This is a genomic window from Bacteroides muris (ex Afrizal et al. 2022) (genome assembly GCF_004793475.1).
Classification (GTDB): domain Bacteria; phylum Bacteroidota; class Bacteroidia; order Bacteroidales; family Bacteroidaceae; genus Bacteroides; species Bacteroides muris.
The window spans coordinates 15,809-31,591 of the sequence record NZ_SRYZ01000013.1; the positions used below are offsets into that span (position 1 = coordinate 15,809).

Annotated in this window: 16 protein-coding genes; 4 read left to right on the top strand and 12 right to left on the bottom strand. The window is 50.5% G+C overall.

The window, feature by feature from the left end:
• Positions 1-8 precede the first annotated feature (8 nt).
• Positions 9-920, bottom strand: coding sequence for a DMT family transporter (locus tag E5355_RS07680; protein WP_136009867.1), 912 nt, complete (start codon positions 918-920; stop codon positions 9-11).
• 139 nt (positions 921-1,059) lie between these two features.
• Here E5355_RS07680 and E5355_RS07685 point away from each other — a divergent pair, with 139 nt between their 5' ends.
• The 3 genes from E5355_RS07685 (at position 1,060) to E5355_RS07695 (ending at position 4,297) form a co-directional block, all read left to right on the top strand.
• Positions 1,060-1,890 (top strand): AAA family ATPase, encoded by an 831-nt coding sequence (locus E5355_RS07685; protein ID WP_136009868.1) that lies wholly within the window; start codon positions 1,060-1,062, stop codon positions 1,888-1,890.
• 18 nt (positions 1,891-1,908) lie between these two features.
• Positions 1,909-2,955, top strand: a complete 1,047-nt coding sequence (locus E5355_RS07690) for a DUF4435 domain-containing protein (protein ID WP_136009869.1) — start codon at positions 1,909-1,911, stop codon at positions 2,953-2,955.
• 79 nt (positions 2,956-3,034) lie between these two features.
• Positions 3,035-4,297, top strand: coding sequence for a mechanosensitive ion channel family protein (locus E5355_RS07695; RefSeq protein ID WP_168354291.1), 1,263 nt, complete (start codon positions 3,035-3,037; stop codon positions 4,295-4,297).
• A gap of 238 nt (positions 4,298-4,535) precedes the next feature.
• Here E5355_RS07695 and E5355_RS19380 read toward each other — a convergent pair whose 3' ends face one another.
• Positions 4,536-4,700: a hypothetical protein gene (locus tag E5355_RS19380; RefSeq protein WP_168354292.1), complete on the bottom strand. Its 165-nt coding sequence runs from the start codon at positions 4,698-4,700 to the stop codon at positions 4,536-4,538.
• 250 nt (positions 4,701-4,950) lie between these two features.
• Here E5355_RS19380 and E5355_RS07705 point away from each other — a divergent pair, with 250 nt between their 5' ends.
• Positions 4,951-5,430, top strand: coding sequence for an HU family DNA-binding protein (locus E5355_RS07705; RefSeq protein ID WP_136009872.1), 480 nt, complete (start codon positions 4,951-4,953; stop codon positions 5,428-5,430).
• Positions 5,431-5,649: 219 nt separating this feature from the next.
• Here E5355_RS07705 and E5355_RS07710 read toward each other — a convergent pair whose 3' ends face one another.
• Genes E5355_RS07710 through E5355_RS07755 form a run of 10 tightly spaced genes read right to left on the bottom strand, consistent with a single transcriptional unit; the run spans position 5,650 to position 15,748 of the window.
• Positions 5,650-7,089 (bottom strand): NADH-quinone oxidoreductase subunit N, encoded by a 1,440-nt coding sequence (locus tag E5355_RS07710; RefSeq protein WP_136009873.1) that lies wholly within the window; start codon positions 7,087-7,089, stop codon positions 5,650-5,652.
• A 39-nt stretch (positions 7,090-7,128) separates the two neighbouring features.
• Complete coding sequence (locus tag E5355_RS07715) at positions 7,129-8,607, bottom strand: complex I subunit 4 family protein (protein ID WP_136009874.1); 1,479 nt, start codon at positions 8,605-8,607, stop codon at positions 7,129-7,131.
• 51 nt (positions 8,608-8,658) lie between these two features.
• Positions 8,659-10,605: an NADH-quinone oxidoreductase subunit L gene (nuoL, locus tag E5355_RS07720; protein ID WP_136009875.1), complete on the bottom strand. Its 1,947-nt coding sequence runs from the start codon at positions 10,603-10,605 to the stop codon at positions 8,659-8,661.
• Positions 10,606-10,663: 58 nt separating this feature from the next.
• A complete protein-coding gene (gene nuoK / locus E5355_RS07725; protein ID WP_136009876.1) occupies positions 10,664-10,972 on the bottom strand; it encodes an NADH-quinone oxidoreductase subunit NuoK in 309 nt (102 codons plus the stop codon).
• A gap of 5 nt (positions 10,973-10,977) precedes the next feature.
• On the bottom strand, positions 10,978-11,490 hold the full coding sequence (locus E5355_RS07730; protein ID WP_136009877.1) for an NADH-quinone oxidoreductase subunit J: 513 nt from the start codon (positions 11,488-11,490) through the stop codon (positions 10,978-10,980).
• 30 nt (positions 11,491-11,520) lie between these two features.
• Positions 11,521-12,024 carry a 4Fe-4S binding protein gene (locus E5355_RS07735; protein WP_136009878.1) on the bottom strand — a complete coding sequence of 168 codons (504 nt, stop codon included), beginning with the start codon at positions 12,022-12,024 and terminating at the stop codon, positions 11,521-11,523.
• 57 nt (positions 12,025-12,081) lie between these two features.
• A complete protein-coding gene (gene nuoH, locus E5355_RS07740) occupies positions 12,082-13,158 on the bottom strand; it encodes an NADH-quinone oxidoreductase subunit NuoH (protein ID WP_136009879.1) in 1,077 nt (358 codons plus the stop codon).
• A gap of 1 nt (position 13,159) precedes the next feature.
• On the bottom strand, positions 13,160-14,752 hold the full coding sequence (locus tag E5355_RS07745) for an NADH-quinone oxidoreductase subunit D (RefSeq protein ID WP_168354298.1): 1,593 nt from the start codon (positions 14,750-14,752) through the stop codon (positions 13,160-13,162).
• A gap of 55 nt (positions 14,753-14,807) precedes the next feature.
• Positions 14,808-15,407: an NADH-quinone oxidoreductase subunit B gene (locus tag E5355_RS07750; RefSeq protein ID WP_136009881.1), complete on the bottom strand. Its 600-nt coding sequence runs from the start codon at positions 15,405-15,407 to the stop codon at positions 14,808-14,810.
• Entirely contained in the window at positions 15,398-15,748 is a 351-nt protein-coding gene (locus tag E5355_RS07755) for an NADH-quinone oxidoreductase subunit A (protein ID WP_004289129.1), read from the bottom strand. The genes E5355_RS07750 and E5355_RS07755 overlap by 10 nt, the downstream gene beginning before the upstream one ends.
• Positions 15,749-15,783: the final 35 nt, after the last annotated feature.

The window sequence follows — 15,783 nt, forward strand, 5'->3', positions numbered from 1 at the left end:
TCTCATCATTATGGTTCTTTCCCTTCTTTCTCGAAATCCTTGCGCGACTTGCTTTGTGTCACGATGTATACCCCCAGGAATACCAAGGCTATGGCTATCCCCTTTTCCGGATTGAACACCCCCAATCCTAGGACGATGGCAACGGTTGAGGCCACGATGGGTTGCATGTAGTTGTACATGCTCACTACCGTGGGACGCAGCAACCTTTGTGCACTCATTATGAAGATATAGGCAAGGAAGCTTCCTCCCACAACCACATATCCCGCTTGCAGCAGGGCGGCTGTGGAGACATTGCTCCATTCTATGGCAGCAACGTCGTGGTAAGAGAACGGGATGTAGCACATGGAGGCATAGACAAACATCCACTTGTTCAGGGTGATGGGAGAGTATTTCTGCGACAGCCCCTTGAATACGGTCAGATAAATGGAGAAGCTGATTTGAGCGAGCAGGCAGAGAAGGTCTCCGATGAGGCTGCCATTGCCGGCACCGGTGGTCTGGCTGCTCATGATGAGTATAAATGCTCCCATGGCCCCCACGAAGATACCCAGTACTTTCTTGTCGGTGACCGGCTCTTTCAGATAGATTGCAGCCACTATCATGGTGACGATAGGCAGCATGGTTGTGACGATGGAGGCGTCTATGGGCGAAGTCATGGAGAGGCCGAAGATATAAACGCCCTGGTTGAATACCAAGGCGAAGAGTGCGGCGAAAAATATCTTCAGCATGTCCCGGTGGTCTACCTGCTCGCGTTTGCAGAACAAGGAGAGGAGCCAGAAGCAGGCGGCTGCGCCTACCATACGGAATGTGGTTACTGACAATGCGGAAAACTCCACCAGAGCCGACTTACCTATAGGTGCCATCAGGCCCCATAAGATATTTGCGGCAAGGGCGAACAGATGCCCTTGAATGTTCTTGTTCATACTCTTTTGTTCTTTGCGGGTGCAAAAGAACGACTATTTTCTGAAAAGAGAAAATTTTTCATGATATGATTTTTCTGGTTCATGGGCGTGGAAATAAGAGATTATCGTGTATATTTGCTTTTAGTTAAAGCAAGAAACCATGGAAGTACAAGCCAATTACATCAAGCGTATCGAAATACACGGATTGTGGCATCGGTACGATATTGCCTGGGACCTGCGTCCTGACGTCAATATTCTTTCCGGCATCAACGGAGTGGGGAAGACCACTATCCTGAACCGTTCGGTCAACTATCTGGAACAGACATCGGGTGAAGTGAAGAGTGACGAGAAGAACGGGGTACGCGTCTACTTCGACAATTCCGCCGCCACCTTTATTCCCTATGATGTAATCCGTAGCTACGACCGCCCCCTCATCATGGGCGACTTTACGGCACGCATGGCCGATGCCAACGTGAAGTCGGAACTGGACTGGCAGCTCTATCTGCTCCAGCGCCGTTATCTGGACTATCAGGTGAACATCGGCAACAAAATGATAGAATTGCTTAGCGGTGACGAAGAACAGCGCAGCCTGGCTCCTTCCCTTTCTCTTCCCAAGCGGAAATTCCAGGATATGATTGACGAGCTTTTCAGCTATACCCATAAGAAGATAGACCGTAAAAGCAATGACATCGTTTTCTATCAGAACGGTGAACGCCTGCTGCCCTACAAACTGTCTTCGGGCGAGAAGCAGATGCTGGTCATCCTGCTGACTGTGCTGGTGCGTGACGATGACCACTGCGTGCTGTTTATGGACGAGCCGGAAGCCTCCCTGCACATCGAATGGCAGCAGAAGCTCATCGGCATGATACGCAATCTGAATCCCAATGTGCAGCTTATCCTCACCACCCATTCGCCTGCCGTTATCATGGAGGGCTGGCTGGATGCCGTCACCGAAGTCAGCGAGATATCATCCTTAGTCCCTCATCCTTAATCCCTAATCCCTGCAAAAGTGTCTACTTCTTTAAAACATAACCTGACTTCCGCCTATCTGGATGCCGCCCGCAAGTTGTCTCCCAAGAGTGCACGCAGGCGCATAGTGGCCTATGTGGAGAGCTATGACGACATCGCTTTCTGGCGGACACTGTTGTCCGAGTTCGAGAATGAGGAACGCTATTTCCAGGTGATGCTTCCGTCTGCCACCTCTCTGACAAAGGGCAAGAAGATGGTGCTGATGAATACGTTGAACACATCGGAACTGGGGCGCAGCCTGATAGCGTGTGTAGACAGCGACTACGACTTCCTGCTTCAAGGTGCCACCAAAGTATCGCATAAGATAAACAAGAGTCCCTATATCTTCCAGACGTACGGTTATGCCATCGAGAACTTTCACTGCTTTGCCGACAGCCTGCATGAGGTCTGTGTGCAGGCAACGCTGAACGACCGGCATATTCTGGACTTTTCCGCTTTCCTGAAGCGTTATTCGCAGATTGCCTATCCGTTGTTTCTGTGGAATATCTGGTTCTATCGCCGGCACGACACGCATACCTTCCCGATGTACGACTTCAACGTCTGCGTGCGCCTGCAGGAGATAAACCTGCGCCATCCTTACCGCAGTCTGGAGGAGATGCAAAAGACGGTATCGGCGAAGCTGTCCGAACTGCAAACCCGTTTTCCGCATCATATCGACCGGGTGGAGCAACTGGGGACGGAACTGGAACGTCTGGGACTGACTCCGGACAATACCTATCTCTATATCCAGGGGCATCATATCATGGACTATGTGGTGCTGAAACTCCTCATCCCGGTATGTACCGTCTTGCGTCGCGAGCGCGAGCAGGAGATAAAGCGCCTGGCAGGGCATGACGAACAGTTCCGCAACGAACTGGCGGGTTATGAGAACAGCCAGGTCAATGTGTCCGTGATGCTGAAAAAAAACAGCGGCTACAAGAACCTTTATCTTTATCAGTGGTTAAAGGAAGATATACAGGAGTTCCTAAGCCTCTCTCCCGACTCTGTAGGGAGAGAAGGAAGGGAGAACGGCATAAAGAGAGAATAGAATAATAGTTGATACACAATAAAAGTATCCCCCGTCCCTCTATCCCTGCGGGGGAGGGGCCGGGGGGAGAGGCTACATTATGGAAATACTGAAGAAAATAGACGATATTTTGATTTCTTGGGGCATATCCCCTTCCAGTGCCGACATGCTCGACTCGTTCATTGCCTTTGCACTGGTACTTGCCATCGCTTTTCTGGCAGATGCCTTGTGCCGGAAGATTCTGTTGAAGGTAGTGGCGCAACTGGTGAAGAAGACCAAGGCTACGTGGGATGACATCGTGTTCGACCGCAAAGTGATGGTGCACCTCAGCCGTATGGTGGCTCCCATCATCATCTATATATTTGTTCCGGTGGCATTTGCCGAGTCCACCTCCTCCACGATGGATTTCATCCGTCGCATCTGCCTTATTTACATTATCATAACATTCCTGAGCTTCGTCAACTCTTTCCTGAAAGCCGTTTACTGTGTGTACAGCGAGAGAGAGCAGTTCCGCGACCGCCCCCTGAAGGGGATGTTGCAGACCATGCAGGTCATTCTGTGGCTGGTGGGCGGCATTGTGGTTGTGGGCGAGCTGATAGACCGCGACCCGCTTTCGCTGCTTGCCGGACTGGGTGCTTCGGCTGCCATCCTGATGCTGGTGTTCAAGGATTCCATTATGGGCTTTGTCTCCGGCGTGCAGCTTTCGGCAAACGACATGCTGAAGGTGGGCGACTGGATTGCCATGCCCAAGTATGGTGCCGACGGCACGGTGATAGAAGTGACACTGAACACCGTGAAAGTGCGCAACTGGGACAATACCATCACCACCATCCCTCCTTACCTGCTTGTCAGCGACTCCTTCCAGAACTGGCGCGGCATGCTCGAGAGTGGCGGGCGGCGTGTGAAGCGCAGCATCAATATCGACATGACCAGTGTCCGCTTCTGCACACCGGAGATGCTGGCGAAATATCGCAAGATACAACTGCTGAAAGATTATGTGGAACAGACGGAAGTAGTGATTGAAAAGTACAATGCGGAAAACGGCATTGATAATTCCATCCTTGTCAACGGACGCCGCCAGACCAATCTGGGTGTGTTTCGTGCCTATCTGACGGCTTATCTGAAAAGTCTTCCCGACGTAAACCAAGAGCTGACCTGCATGGTGCGCCAGCTACAGCCTACCGACCACGGCATTCCGATGGAGCTTTATTTCTTCTGTGCCCTGAAAGACTGGGTGCCATACGAGGGAGTGCAGGCCGATGTCTTCGACCATGTGCTGGCGATTATCCCCGAATTCGACTTGCAGGTGTTCCAGTTGCCCTCGGGCAGAGATTTCCGAAGGGCGTTCGGAGAAGTAGAGTAGGGGGAAAAAGACATTGGAAGCTTTATCTTCCATGCGGATAATTGTGCTTTTTTTTACAAATATCTTCAGAAAAACTTCGTTTGCGGAAGTTTTCCGTTTCGCTCATTGAAGGAACCTGATTCAGTCAGGGACTGAAAGCCTTTCACTCAGGGACTGAATGCCTTTCACTCCCTGACTCATTGTACCCCCTCCCGGAAGGTGTTCTGGAGGGGGTGGGAGGAAACTCCGTTGACGAGAGTCACAGATGGTAAAATATGCGGATAAAATCTGTTCCTTTAAACGAAAGGGGCGTGACATGAGGGTAGAACGAAGAACGGCTTTGACGGTTGTTGTAGAGATTCATTAGAAAGTCATGTCTCATTATCAGCCATTTGCGCCTCTCGCTTGTAGAGATTGCTGCCATGTTCCTCTTGTATTTCTCTTCCCCTTGTAGAGATGACTGTTTTGCAAAAGCTTGTTTATTAGTGATTTATGAAAACAGATTGTAGATGCCATTTCCTTGTTTTCCCTTCTTTTCCACCCTAACTTTGCGACATCGAATTTGAGAAAAGCAGAGGGCTGAATCGCTGAGGCCTCGCGGTGAAGACTTCTGCTTCTCGGGTGAGACAAGAGAAATCAACTATATATTATTAATCATTTAAAACATTATTATTATGGCATTTTACAAGAAATTCCAATCGAAGCTGAACGATTTGTGGTATCCGAAAGCAATTACCATCGGTACGCCTATTGCTACGGACAAGGTGGCGGACAAGCTCTCCTTGCTCTCTACCGTTACCCGCGGTGACACGTATGCCGTGCTGAAGAACCTGGGAGGCGTAATGGCCGACTATATGGCTATGGGACGTACCGTGAAGATTGAAGGGGTAGGTACTTTCTATTATACCACCGCCACGAACAAGAAAGGCGTAGCCACGTCTGCTGAAGTAAATTCCGCACAGATTAATGGCATACGGGTACGTTTTATTCCCGAAGTGAAACGCAGTAGCAGCAAGCAGATAACCACCCGCTCTATGGTGGATGTAGATGTGGACTGGACGGATATAGAGAAACTTGCCAATGGCGGCAATTCTTCCGGCGGCAATCCCGACGGCGGCAATGACGGTGACCAAGGCGAGAATCCGTTGGGATAATTATGCCTTGCGGCATCGCATTTCCCGGATAATCGGATAGAATGTCCTTGCATGACATTCCGGTAAAATGATACGCGAAGACTTATCGGGCACGTGTCAGAATATACACTCAACACGAATTACGCAGATTGACACAAGAAAAAGTCGTTGATTATCAGTACTTCTAAAGATTCTTTGTGTCAATCTGCGTGACATGTGGCGAGTGATGATGCCCTCCGGCTATAATCCGAATGAGAACTTGTCGATGGATTGATATACCGCACTTGCAATACTCAGTATCACGATACCCAGCGTACAGATGGCCAGGCTGGCACGTGTATAGTAGTCGCTGCGGAATGCCGCAATCGGTTCGTCGCTCTTGTTGATGTACATCGCCTTTACAATCCTCAGATAGTAATAAAGCGAGATGATTGTATTGGCAAGGGCAATAAATACCAGCAGATGGAAACCGCCTTCGAAGGCTGCCGCAAAGATGAAGAACTTCGAGAAGAAGCCCGCAAACGGCGGGATGCCTGCCAGAGAGAACAGGGCCAGCGTCATCAGGAACGTCACTTTCGGGTTGGTGACGTACAGACCGTTGTATTCCTCCAACGTGAACTTATGCGCCCGCAATGCCACGATGGTGATGACCGTAAACACGGCAAGATTGGCAAACATATATATCAGCACGTAGTACACCAGCGACGTCATACCTTGTGCGCTTCCGCTGATGACACCCAGCATGATGTAACCCGCCTGCGAAATACTGGAGAAAGCCATCAACCGCTTCAGGTTCTGCTGGCGCAGGGCGAAGAGGTTGGCCATTGTGATGGAAGCGATGATGACCCAGTACAGTACCTCCTGCCATTGCTCCACCATCGGAGCGAATACCTTGATGAGGATAGTCATCAGCACGAAGGCGGCAGAGCCTTTGGAGATGACACTCAGATAGGCTGTCACTGTGCTTGGAGCACCTTCGTAGACGTCTGCTGTCCAAAGATGGAAAGGCACCAGTGATATTTTGAATCCCATGCCGGAGAAAAAGAATACGAATGCCATGATTTGCAACGGGTCGCCGGTGAGGCGTGCCGGTATGTCGGCAAAGTAGAGGGTGCCTACCGTACCGTAAATCAAAGATAATCCGTATAGCAGCAATCCGCTGGAGAACAGTGCCGTGAGAATATACTTGGCACCGGCCTCGGCAGAGTGGTGGCGGTATTTGTCGAAGGCAACCAGTGCTGCCATTGGGATGCTTGCTGTCTCCAGTCCGATAAAGAATATCAGGAAGTGACCGGCGGAAATCATGAAGTACATGCCCAGCAAGGTGGAAAGTGTCAGAATGTAGAATTCACCTTGTTTGATGGCAGTGTCCGGAAGGCGCATCCATTCGTGGGCCATCAGGAATACAATCAGTGTACCTATACTGAGGATGGATTTCACGATGCTCTGTATCGGCTGGTTGTGATACATGCCGCCAAAGGCATCGGCCACAGGACCGGGAACGATGGTGATAAGTGTATGTATGGTCAGCAGAACAACTGGCAGCATTGTGTTCAGCAACGGTTTGCCGTCATTCTTGTGTGCATCCGGACTCATGAAGAGGTCGGCGACAAAAAGGATGACGATGACCAATATCAGCGAAAGCTCTTCTTTGAGCAGGAGGAATTGAGAATAATCCATGACTATGTATTTACTGTTTTACAATTTTCTGTTTACAATTTACAGTGCATTGACTATCGGCAATACGCTGTCTCCGATCATGCCGCTAATCCACCATGGTGCCATACCGAGAGCGGCAACGCATGCAATGAGGATAATGACCGCTGTACGTTCATCCCAGGTAGCGTCGCTCAGGGTGAGGTGATGTTTGTTGGTGCAGGTTCCGTAGAGAATCTTTCCTATCAGTCGCAGGATATAGACTGCCGTAATCACGATGGAACTGCATGCAATGACTGTCCACACACGGTGGAACGTATCGGGATGCTGGAACGAACCGGTGAAGATGGTCATTTCGGCAATGAAACCGCTGAGCCCGGGTAATCCCAGATTGGCAAGACCGGCAATTACATAGCAGACGGCTAGGAAAGGCATAATCTTCATCAGACCCGAGAGCTCGCGGACGTCACGCGTATGGGTACGTCCGTATATCATACCGATAAGGGCGAAGAACAAGGCTGTCATCAGTCCGTGAGAGAGCATCTGCAGAATGGCGCCCGTGCAAGCCGTCCGGTTCATCATCAGGATGGCGAACAACACCAGGCCGCAATGGCTGACGGAAGAGTAGGCATTGATATACTTCAGGTCGGTTTGCACACAAGCGGAGAATGCACCGTATACCACGGAGATTCCGGTAAGAATGAGGAATATCCATCCCAGTTCCTGCGCAGCTTCGGGCATCAGATATATGGCTATGCGGAAACATCCGTAACCTCCCAACTTCATCAATACACCGGCATGGAGCATGGAAACGGCAGTCGGTGCGGAGGCGTGACCGTCGGGGCTCCATGTGTGGAACGGGAACAGAGCGCCCAGCACACCGAAACCCAAGAAGGTGAGAGGGAACCAGATACGTTGCTGTTCGATGGGGATATTGTGCATCTGTGCTATTTCCAATAGATTCATGGAGGTGGCTCCGGCACCGTAGTAGATACCCAGAATACCGATAAGCAGGAAGGCGGAGCCGCCCATCAACATCAGAGTCAGCTTCATGGCAGAGTACTCCTTGCGCCCCGACCCCCATACGCCGATAAGCAGGTACATGGGAATGAGGGCAACCTCGTAGAACATGAACATGGTGAACAGGTCTATCGAGATGAAGAATCCGAACACACCGATGGAAAGGAAGGTGAACCAAAGGAAATATTCTTTAGTCAGCGGTTGCAGCCTCCAGGAGGCGAATGTTCCGGTGAAGACAATGATGGCCGAAAGTAGCAGCATGGCTACCGAAATACCGTCTACACCTACCGAATAGTGGATGTTGAGTGCAGGATACCAGACCATGTCGGCACGGAACAGCATCTCGTCCGTGGCACCGGCGTGGCGTGCATGGAGGTACATCACGGTCAATGCCGCAGAAAGAACCAGCAGAGCCGATGCACCGGTCACCATCACCGCACGTATTTGTGCGATGTTGCGGCTGAGCCAAAGACCCAGCAACATCAGCAAGGGGATGAGAACAAATAATGATAAAAAGTTCATCTTTATATTTACGATTTAACGATTTGCGATTTACGATTGAAAAATCTCGGGTTATAGCAATAGCAACAGTATCAGTGCCAGCGTGCCCAGCAAGAATACAAATGTATATTGCTGGATGCGTCCGCTCTGCAGACCGCGTATCTCGTCACTGATAGCCTCGGCACTCCAGGCAAGGAAGTTGAAGAAGCCGTCCACCACATGGCGGTCCCACCAGGCGATGGGGCGGCAAATGCAGCCGAAGATGATGCGGTGGGTGACGAACTGGTAGGCCTCGTCCAGATAGAAGCGGTGGTAAGCAGCCGTCCACAAGCCTTTGAAACGGCGTGCCAGCGCATTGGCAACGGGCTGCCGGCTACCTGCATAGATGTAGGTGGCGATGGCGATGGAAATCACTGCTGCGACAATACTCGTACCTGCCACACTCCAATCCCGATGGATGCTATATGTCGTGCCGTTGGCAGAGATGAAGTGGCCGAAAGGAATGAAACCGGCGACTATCGTAACTACAGCCAAGAGCATCAGGGGCAGGGTCATCGCCAGCGGACTCTCGTGGGGGTGAGGCACGTGGCTGTCGCTTACATCGCTTGCCGACTGTTGCCCGGGCGCTAAGCCTCCGCTTGCCGACTTTTGTCCCGGCTCCGAGCCGGCCCAGAAGATACCGTAGTAGAGGCGGAACATATAGAATGCTGTCATACCTGCAATCACTGTCATAATCCATCCCATGGTGGAACTGAACCGGAAGCAGGCCGTCAGGATTTCATCTTTGGAGAAGAATCCTGAGAACGGCGGGATGCCTGCGATGGCGAGACACGCGATGAGGAATGTGATATGCGTGACGGGCATATACTTCCGCAGTCCGCCCATGGCAGACATCTCGTTACTGTGTACGGCATGGATGATGCTGCCCGCTCCGAGGAACAGCAATGCCTTGAACATGGCGTGTGTGAACAGGTGGAACATGCTTGCCATGTAGCCCAGTCCTCCTTCGTGCGGGTCGGCTGATGTACATACCCCCAGCGCCACCATCATGAAGCCGATTTGGGAGATGGTGGAGAATGCCAGTACACGCTTGATGTCGCTCTGCACACATGCCACACTGGCGGCATAGAATGCCGTGAAGGCTCCTACGTATGCCACGATGTGCAGCACGCCGGGAGCATATTCTATGAACAACGGGAACATGCGTGCCACCAGATAGACACCTGCAACTACCATTGTAGCGGCGTGAATTAGTGCACTGACCGGCGTAGGGCCTTCCATGGCATCGGGCAACCAAATGTGCAGCGGGAACATGGCACTCTTTCCGGCACCACCGATGAACATCAGTCCCAAGGCAAGCGGAATCATTGCCGCCCCCCCCTTTGCCAGCGCCATCTCACTGGGGCTGAAGGTGTATGTACCGGCATAATATCCATAGACAAGGATGCCTATAAGGAACCCCAGGTCGGCAAAACGGGTAACAATAAACGCTTTCTTCGAAGCGGCAATGGCTGCGGGCTTCGTATAGTAGAAGCCAATCAGCAGATAGGAGGATACGCCCACCAACTCCCAGAAAAGATACATCTGGAAGATGTTCGTTGCAACTACCAGTCCGAGCATGGACATGGTGAAGAGTGATAGGAAGGCGTAGTAGCGCTGGAAACCGCGTTCGCCCTTCATGTAGCCGAAAGAGTATATGTGTACCAGCAGCGAAACGGTGCTGATGACCACGAGCATCATGACCGAAATCGGGTCGAGCAGAATGCCCATGTCGATGCTGAGGCTTTCTGTGAAGGGCAGCCATTTGAAGTTATAGGGCGTCAGTGTCTCGTACGTACCGTCGGCAAGGCGGGGAGCGCTGAAGTACATTCCTGCGGTGAGATAGGAAAGCACTGCGACCACACCCAATGCCACAGTTCCGATAAGTCCGGCAGTGCGGTGTGACATCCATTTACCTCCAAGCCCCAGAGCGAGGAAAGAGAGGAAAGGGAGTAGAAGGATTAATATTGTATATTCCATATATACTATGTTTATCAATTATTACTATTCAAGAAACATTGCTTGACGGCTTTTGCTCTTACCATTTCATCTTATCCAGTTTGTTCACCTGGATGCTGCGGATGTTACGGTAGATGTTGATCATGATGGCAATGGCCACAGCCGTTTCGGCGGCCGAGATGGCGATGGAGAATAAAGAGAAGAAATATCCCTCCAGGCCTCCGGGAAACAAGAAACGGTTGAACACCGCGAAATTGATGTCCGTGGCATTCAGTATCAGCTCGATGCTGATAAGTATCGCCAGTGTGTTGCGGCGGGTGAAGAATCCGTAGATGCCTGCGAAGAACATGATAGCCGAAACTATCAGATAATATTCCATGTGTATCATAATTCCTATCTTTTACGTGCTATTAATAATCCGCCTACGATACATGCCAACAATAGTATGCTGACAGCTTCGAAGGGAAGCAGATAACCATATTTGTCACCGCTCAGCATGTGGTGGCCGATGGTTTTGATGTTCACCTCCAAAGGTTCCACGTCGGTGGTGGCAATGAATTTATGCTTTAAAGTGATGAATACTACGATAATGGCACCGCCCACGGTGGCACCCAGTCCGGCAAGGAATCTGCTGCGCTTTAACTTTTCAATGATATCGCCTTCGCCACTGGTAAGTAGTATGGAGAAGACGTAAAGTACCACGATACCGCCTGCATAGACCATAATCTGCACGGAGCCGAGGAAGGTGTAACCCAGCAGGAAGTAGATGCCTGCCGTACCGAAAAGCACGAACAGCAGGTAGGTGGCTGAGCGCACCATGCGGTGAGTCGTTACCGTCAAAATGGAAAATACGGTGATAAAAGCCGCAAGGAAGTAGAATACTACTGTTTCAAGAGTTATTTCCATGTTGTTTAATTACAAATTACTATTTACGAATTACTTTGTTGTCTCTTCTTTGGGAGCGGTTGTTTTCTTTTTTTCTTCTACGTGGCTGCCCGGACGGTTCAGTGTGATGACCAGTTTCGTGCGGTCGAACACTGCATGCTCAAAGTTCTGGTCGAACGTGATGGCATCGTGAGGGCAGGCATTTACACAGAGTTGGCAGAACATGCACGAACCGAGGTCATACTCGTACTTTGCCAGTATCTTCTTTTTCTTGCCGTCTTCCGTTTCAACCATCTCTCCGGTCACCTTGATGGTATCGTTGGGGCAAGCCATCTGGCACAAGCCGCAAGCCACGCACCGATGCTCATTTTCGTCATTATGGCGCATGGTCAGCGTGCCACGGAAACGGTCGGAGAGTTTCAATGTCGCGCGGTTTTCCGGATATTGTTCGGTGGTCTTTTTGCGGCAGAATACGATCATGGTGGTTTTCATGCCTGTCAGCAGAGAGGTGATGCCATGTATGAGTCTGCCGATATAAGAGTGATTGTCTTTCATTATTTTTATCTTTATTGAAATTGTCCGTAAGGAAATCTTGCTCCGGTGCTACACCGGTTAGAAATGCAACTTGAATACTACAATTAATACCATCAAAATCAAGTTCACCATGGAGATGGGTACCAGGTACTTCCACTCCAGATTCAGAATCTGGTCGATACGCAGGCGGGGGAAGGTCCACTTTATCCACATCAGCAGAAAGACGACAAAGAAGGCCTTTCCGAAGAACCATATGAATCCAGGGATGTAATCCATCATTGCGTTGAAGCCGTCCAGGCCTGCGATGTGGAGCGGCATCCAGCCTCCTAAAAAGATGGTGGCGGCCACGGAAGCTACGATAAACAGATTTAAATACTCTGCCAGATAGAAGAAGCCGAAGCCCATACCACTGTACTCCGTGTGGTATCCGGCTGTCAATTCACTCTCGGCTTCGGGCAGGTCGAAGGGACCACGGTTGGTTTCCGCATTTCCGGCAATGAGGTAGATGATGAAGGCTATCAATGCAGGGATATGTCCTTTGAAGATGAACCAGCTGTCAGCCTGTCCTTCTACGATTTCGGAGAACTGCATGGTTCCCATCAATACCACCATTGTCAGTATGCTCAATCCGCAGGACAATTCGTAACTGACAATCTGCGCACCGCTTCGCATGGAGCCAATCAGCGAGAATTTGTTGTTGGAACTCCAGCCTGCCAGCAGGATACCCACTACGCCGATGCTCGACGTAGCCAGCAGGAAGAAGGCTCCTACATTGAAGTCCAATACCTCCAATCCCTTGTTGACGGGCAAGCAGGCAAATGTCAGGAAAGAAGCGATGATTACCATGAACGGTGCCAGGTTGTAGAGGAACCGGTCAGAGAATTTCAGGTCAATGATTTCCTTTGTCAACATCTTGATGACATCGCAAGGCACCTGGAGCAATCCCCATTTCCCTACGCGCATCGGACCGAGGCGGCATTGGAAAAAGGCGCATATCTTACGCTCCATGTAAATCAGGATGATGGCAAGCACGGCATACATCAAGATGATGCATACGCCAATCACCACGCACTCGAGGAATATCGCCAGACCTTCCGGCATCAGGGAAGTCAGCAACTGGTGTATCCAGTTGGTTACTATACTAAAGTCAAACATACTATCTATCAATATCTGGTACTACATAATCCAATGTTCCGCCAATGGCAATAAGGTCGGCGATTTTAGCTCCGCGGCAAATGGTGTTTACGGTCGATACCAATGGCAAGCCCGTACTGCGGAAATGCAGGCGGTAAGGCATCTTGTCGCCGTGGCTTTCGAGGAAGACGCCGAACTCACCGCGGCTGCCTTCCACGGCTGCATAATAAGTGCCTTCCGGTACTCGGATAATTGGTTTCATCTTTTCCTGATAGGCTCCTTCCGGGATGTTGTCTATCAGTTGCTCGATAATCTTCAAGCTTTCCAGAATCTCATCCATACGGATAAGGTAGCGTGCCCATGAATCGCCTTCGGTGCGGACGATTTCTTTGAAGTCCACCTTGTCATATACGGCATACGGCATCCGCTTGCGCACGTCGCACGCCCATCCGCTGGCACGCCCCGTACCTCCGGTGGCTCCGAAGGCAATGGCGTCTTCCCGTGAGAGTATGCCTACGCCTTTCAGACGTTGCCGGGCAATGATGTTTCCGGTGAATACATCGTGATATTCGTGCAAGATACCGCGAAGGTAGGGGATGAATTCTTTCACTTTCTTTACGAAGCCGGGAGCGATGTCTGCCTGCACACCTCCGATGGTGTTATAGTTCATGATGAGGCGTCCGCCGCAAGTCTCCTCAAAGATGTCGAGTATCTTTTCGCGGTCGCGGAAACCGTAGAAGAAGGCGGTTAATGCCCCCAGGTCCATGGCAAGGCAAGAATAGAACAGCAAGTGGGAGTCTATTCGTTGCAATTCGTCCATGATGGTACGTATGTACTGTACGCGCTCGCTTACTTCCACGCCCATTGCCTTTTCGATGCACATGCACAAGGCATGGCGGTTCTGATGTGCGCCCAGATAGTCCAGACGGTCGGTCAAGGCCAAGGTTTGCGGATAAGTCAGACTTTCGCACATCTTCTCGATACCCCGATGGATGTAGCCGCAGTTGGCATCAATCTTGCTGATGTTTTCACCCTCCAATGACACGCGGAAACGCATGACACCGTGTGTGGCAGGGTGTTGGGGACCGATGTTCACAACATATTCTTCATCACCGAATAGTTGTAGCTCTTTATTTTTAACGCTACCGTCCGGGTTCAGTTTCAACTCCGTGGTGGTATCAATAGTTTCTTCGTTGTCCATGCGCAACGGGTTGTCCTTCTCCGGATCGTTGTCTTTGCGCATGGGATAGCCTACCCAGTCATTGCGCAGATAGAGGCGGCGCATATCCGGATGGCCGATGAAGACGATGCCGTAGAAATCGTAAACTTCGCGTTCATTAAAATCCGCAGCTTTCCAAATGTCGCTGACGGAAGGAAGTTCGGGGCATTCCCGGTTCAGAGTGGCGGTGCGTATTGCTACCCGTTTGCCGGTAACAGTAGACTCCAGCAGGTAGACCACGCCAAGTCCACGGGGAGTGTCCGGTGCATCTTTTTCATCGGGCATTCCCCAGTCCATACCGCTGAGGCATTCCAGAAAGTCCATCTGTTCCTCTTTTCGCAGACGCAGCATCTCGTCGTGCAGGGCTGAGGGTTCTATGTATTTTATTTCCATAATTATAAAAAAAGGTGGTAACGTTGTAAGGTGATAATGTTGTCACATTACTACTCTATCACATTAGTATTTCCTCTTCCGGCTTTTCTTCTTTTCTGTTTACTCCACCGAAGTATTTCTCGATTTTCACTTTACGTTGCAATTGCATCATGCCATAGTAGAATGCCTCCGGACGGGGAGGGCAACCGGGAATGTAGACATCTACAGGCAGAATCTTGTCCACACCGTTCACCACATGATAGGATTTCTTGAACGGGCCTCCACTGACGGCACAGCCGCCTACGGCTATTACATATTTGGGGTCGGCCATCTGGTCGTAAAGACGTTTCAGAACGGGAGCCATCTTATTGGTTATTGTTCCGCAAACCATAATCATGTCTGCCTGGCGCGGGCTGGCGCGGGCTACCTCGAACCCGAAGCGAGCCATGTCGTAGCGGGCTGCACCGAGAGCCATGAATTCGATACCGCAACAGCTGGTTGCAAACGTAAGAGGCCACAGCGAGTTGCTGCGTCCCCAGTTGACGAAATCGTCCAGTACGCCAAGGGCGACATTGGCGCCTCCGGCATTAAGTTCCCGAACCAGTTTCTCCAACGTTTCGTTGTCTGTAAACTCTTCATAAGGGATAGATTTGATTTTCGGTTTCTTTGTTACTTCCATTCCAAAGCTCCTTTCCTCCAGGCATAAGCAAGGCCCAGAATCAATATAATCAGGAAAAATAAAATGCTGAAAAGTCCTGCCACACCAAGCTCACGGGTGATGACTGCCCAAGGGAACAGAAATACCGTTTCCACTTCGAACATCAGGAACAAGATGGCAAACAGATAGTAACCTACCCGGAATTGCATCCACGATTTACCGCGGGTAGGGATACCACACTCGTACGGCTCCATCTTCTGTGCATTGTACGAACGGGGTGCTATCGCATTGGAGAGCGCGATGACGATACCCACGAAAGCGATTGCCGTCAATAAGACGACCACTAACAAAGTAAAGTTCATAAACCTGATAAGATTTTAGATATATAATAATAGAT

What these genes read in the sequence shown, in the direction of transcription:
- E5355_RS19380 (WP_168354292.1), bottom strand. Translation starts at nt 4,700, where the DNA reads ATGGCAGCAATCTCTACAAGCGAGAGGCGCAAATGGCTGATAATGAGA.
- E5355_RS07710 (WP_136009873.1), bottom strand. Translation starts at nt 7,089, where the DNA reads ATGGATTATTCTCAATTCCTCCTGCTCAAAGAAGAGCTTTCGCTGATA.
- nuoL (WP_136009875.1), bottom strand. Translation starts at nt 10,605, where the DNA reads ATGGAATATACAATATTAATCCTTCTACTCCCTTTCCTCTCTTTCCTC.
- E5355_RS07680 (WP_136009867.1), bottom strand. Translation starts at nt 920, where the DNA reads ATGAACAAGAACATTCAAGGGCATCTGTTCGCCCTTGCCGCAAATATC.
- E5355_RS07685 (WP_136009868.1), top strand. Translation starts at nt 1,060, where the DNA reads ATGGAAGTACAAGCCAATTACATCAAGCGTATCGAAATACACGGATTG.
- E5355_RS07695 (WP_168354291.1), top strand. Translation starts at nt 3,035, where the DNA reads ATGGAAATACTGAAGAAAATAGACGATATTTTGATTTCTTGGGGCATA.
- nuoK (WP_136009876.1), bottom strand. Translation starts at nt 10,972, where the DNA reads ATGATACACATGGAATATTATCTGATAGTTTCGGCTATCATGTTCTTC.
- E5355_RS07705 (WP_136009872.1), top strand. Translation starts at nt 4,951, where the DNA reads ATGGCATTTTACAAGAAATTCCAATCGAAGCTGAACGATTTGTGGTAT.
- E5355_RS07750 (WP_136009881.1), bottom strand. Translation starts at nt 15,407, where the DNA reads ATGGAAGTAACAAAGAAACCGAAAATCAAATCTATCCCTTATGAAGAG.
- E5355_RS07730 (WP_136009877.1), bottom strand. Translation starts at nt 11,490, where the DNA reads ATGGAAATAACTCTTGAAACAGTAGTATTCTACTTCCTTGCGGCTTTT.
- E5355_RS07735 (WP_136009878.1), bottom strand. Translation starts at nt 12,024, where the DNA reads ATGAAAGACAATCACTCTTATATCGGCAGACTCATACATGGCATCACC.
- E5355_RS07755 (WP_004289129.1), bottom strand. Translation starts at nt 15,748, where the DNA reads ATGAACTTTACTTTGTTAGTGGTCGTCTTATTGACGGCAATCGCTTTC.
- E5355_RS07715 (WP_136009874.1), bottom strand. Translation starts at nt 8,607, where the DNA reads ATGAACTTTTTATCATTATTTGTTCTCATCCCCTTGCTGATGTTGCTG.
- nuoH (WP_136009879.1), bottom strand. Translation starts at nt 13,158, where the DNA reads ATGTTTGACTTTAGTATAGTAACCAACTGGATACACCAGTTGCTGACT.